Origin of the sequence: Mucilaginibacter sp., assembly GCF_036383575.1 — a bacterium.
Classification (GTDB): domain Bacteria; phylum Bacteroidota; class Bacteroidia; order Sphingobacteriales; family Sphingobacteriaceae; genus Mucilaginibacter.
The window spans coordinates 1-3,542 of sequence record NZ_DASVOB010000536.1 but is presented as its reverse complement, the minus strand read 5'-3'; the positions used below and the strand labels follow the sequence as shown (position 1 = coordinate 3,542).

Below are 3,542 nucleotides of genomic sequence, written 5' to 3'. Positions count from 1 at the left end.
TACTGATAAGTATGGCATTAACTGGATGCTGAATTATCAAGTTAAGGAATAAATAAAAAAATGTCATTGCGAGCGCAGCGTGGCAATCGCACGAAAGCATAGCCGCCCTGTAAAGTTCGCGATTGCTTCGTAACTCGCAATGACATGGTTTTGATTTGTTCAGCTTGCGCTCATTCACAACGCGCGCAACTTGAACAAATCAGCGCAATCAACGAAATCAAAAAAAACGCTATAAATCAGCGGTCAAATTCCTATCTTTGCCCATGCAAGAAAAAATCCTCATTCTTGACTTTGGCTCGCAATTCACCCAACTTATAGCGCGCCGTGTCAGGGAGCTCAATATTTATTGTGAGATCCACCCCTTCAATCATTATCCCGAAATTGACAGCACTGTAAAAGGTATCATCCTTTCCGGCAGCCCTTATTCTGTAAGGCAGGAAGATGCTCCTCATTTCGATTTTGAAAAGTTTCATACCACACGCCCTATTTTAGGTGTTTGTTATGGTGCTCAATACGTTGCCCATTTCCACGGCGGCGAAGTATTGCCATCAAGCACCCGTGAGTACGGCCGTGCCAATTTGGAATATATTAAACAGGATAACCCTTTATTTAAAGATGTTCCCGGTGGATCGCAGGTTTGGATGTCGCACGGCGATACCATTGCTACCATTGGCGATAACTTTGAGGTAATTGCCAGTACCGATAGCGTTAAAGTTGCGGCATACCAGGTTACCGGCACCCAAACTTACGGTATCCAGTTTCATCCGGAAGTTACCCACAGTATTGACGGCAAACAGTTGCTGCAAAACTTTTTGGTTGACATTTGCGGCTGCAAACAGGACTGGACACCGGATTCGTTCATCGAAACCACGGTTGCCGCTCTCCGCGAAAAACTGGGCGATGATAAAGTAGTGCTTGGTTTATCTGGCGGTGTTGATTCATCGGTTGCGGCGGTATTGCTGCACCATGCCATCGGCAAAAACCTGCACTGTATATTTGTTGATAACGGCCTTTTGCGTAAAGATGAGTTTGAGCAAGTGCTTGATTCATACCAACACATGGGCTTAAACATAAAAGGCATCGACGCCAAACAACGTTTTTATGACGCATTGGCTGGCTTAACCGATCCTGAAAAGAAACGTAAAGCTATCGGCCGAGTGTTCATTGAAGTATTTGATGATGCCGCACATGAGGTACAGGATGTGAAATGGCTTGGTCAGGGCACTATCTACCCGGACGTTATCGAGTCGGTATCAGTTAAAGGCCCTTCGGCTACTATCAAATCGCACCATAACGTAGGCGGTTTGCCCGATTTCATGAAACTTAAAGTTGTGGAGCCTCTTAACACTTTGTTTAAAGATGAAGTAAGGAAAGTAGGTAAAGCTTTAGGCATCGATCCTAATATTTTAGGTCGCCATCCTTTCCCGGGACCAGGCCTGGCAATCAGGATCCTGGGCGATATCACGCCTGAAAAAGTGGCGATATTACAGGAAGCTGATGCAATTTATATAAACAATTTACGTGCTGCCGGGGTTTACGATAAAGTTTGGCAAGCCGGCTCTATATTTTTACCGGTACAATCGGTAGGTGTAATGGGCGATGAGCGTACTTACGAAAACGTGATCTGCCTCCGTGCCGTTGAATCGGTTGACGGAATGACCGCCGACTGGTGCCATTTACCGTACGACTTGCTGGCTAAGATCAGCAACGAGATCATCAACAACGTAAAAGGAATTAACCGGGTAGTATATGATATCAGTTCAAAACCACCGGCCACCATTGAGTGGGAATAAGTGGTTACCGTTTTTTTGCATAGTATTGCTGCTGGCCGCGTGTTCACCAAAAACGCGGCCGGTAGCAACTACCGTAAAAAAACCGACTGATAACACCGAAAAAAAGCCCGGCAACACCACCGAGAAACCGGTAGAAAAGGCTTCTGAACAAAAAGTGGCGAACATAGCTATGCTCTTGCCCCTAAATCTTGAGCACTTAAACCCTGCTCAAAAATATAGTCCGCTTCAGATAAGCCAGGCAAATATTGCTGTTGAATATTACCAGGGGTTTAGACTTGCCCTTGATTCGCTTACTGCTTACGGCAATAATTACAAGCTGCAGATCTTTGACTCAAGAGATGAAGCAATGCAGGCGCATGACCTGGCTTTAAATGCATTTGTGCGCTCAAGCGACTTGATCGTGGGCCCTGTTTTTCCGGATGGTGTAAAGGCGTTTTCCGGCGCGCTATCTTATTCAAAGGGGCCAATTTTATCGCCTTTGTCGCCTGCTAATCCTGCCACCATCAACAGCAAAAACTTAATCACTGCTATCCCCCCGCTTGAATACCATGCCTGGGGCGCGGCCGAATACCTCAACAGAACGGTTAAACCTAAAAAGATCTTTATCCTGCGTTCGGGCTTTAACCAGGAAAATGATTACGCTGTTAACTTTAAAAAAGCTATCGACAGTTTAAGCAAAAAAAAGGTAAAGGTGACCAACGTATATGTTGTACGTGGAAAACTAAGCAGCCTGTTACCGCAGCTTTCCAAAACCGAAAAAAATGTATTTGTGATCCCGGCTACCGATCAGGCGTTTTTAGGTGTAACCCTTCGCTCGTTAGATACCTTGAATAAACATTACCCCGTTATGGTGTTTGGGCACCCAAGCTGGGAGAAGTTCAGCTTTTTGAAACCGCAACTTTTACAACGTTTGAATACGCATATCACCTCTACCGAAAAAATAAATTACAAAGCAGGGGCTACAACAACATTTTTACGTAACTATAGGCGCGCTTATCACGTTGAACCGACCGAATACGCCATTAAGGGTTTTGATGAAGGATTATACTTTGGCAGGCAGCTTTTTGCCGATAAAGGATTATCATCAATTGAGGGAACCGATTTTACCGGCTTGCATAACAGCTTTCATTTTATAAAGAAGCCGGGGCAGGGATGGATCAACACCCACGTAAATATATTAATGTACACTAACTTTGAGCTAAAACAGGTAGAATGAAGGCTATAAATCAGCTTAAAACGTTTCAGCGAATTTTGGGTGAATACCCTGCCGATACGCCACTAAGTAAATTTTTACCCGGCTTTTACCGGCAAAACAAACAAATGGGCTCAACCGACAGGCGGGTTGCCAACCGGTTGGTATATAACTACTTTCGCCTGGGCAGGGCATTACCCGATGTACCTGAAGATGAGCGCCTGTTAGTGGCCGAGTTTTTATGTAATACCCAAACTAACTCCTACCTGCAAAACTTCAAGCCCGAATGGGCCGCTTGCATAGGTTTTAGTGACGATGATAAACTGGCCCTCGTAAAAACCTCCTACCCCGATTTTAAACTGGAAGATGTTTTCCCATGGAGCAGCCAGCTTTCGGAAGGAATTGATAAGGAAGCTTTTCTGAAATCTTTTTTCTGCCAGCCCGATCTGTTTATCCGCGTTCGTAACGGTTACGACCATTTAGTAAAAGCCGAACTAACCAAAGCACAGGTTGTTTTTAAGGATGAGGGCAACGGCTGTTATTCCCTGCCTAACGGT

2 protein-coding genes and 1 pseudogene are annotated in these 3,542 nt (G+C 44.9%); all 3 read left to right on the top strand.

All coding sequences use genetic code 11. The annotated features are described in order from the left end of the window. The first annotated feature begins 263 nt into the window (after positions 1–263). Complete coding sequence (gene guaA / locus VF500_RS18985; RefSeq protein WP_121224281.1) at positions 264–1,793, top strand: glutamine-hydrolyzing GMP synthase; 1,530 nt, start codon at positions 264–266, stop codon at positions 1,791–1,793. Further along, positions 1,750–3,009, top strand: coding sequence for a hypothetical protein (locus VF500_RS18980; RefSeq protein ID WP_330861189.1), 1,260 nt, complete (start codon positions 1,750–1,752; stop codon positions 3,007–3,009). The genes guaA and VF500_RS18980 overlap by 44 nt, the downstream gene beginning before the upstream one ends. Next, positions 3,006–3,542: pseudogene (locus VF500_RS18975) on the top strand (RsmB/NOP family class I SAM-dependent RNA methyltransferase); the annotation flags it as partial. The gene VF500_RS18980 and the pseudogene VF500_RS18975, both read left to right, overlap by 4 nt.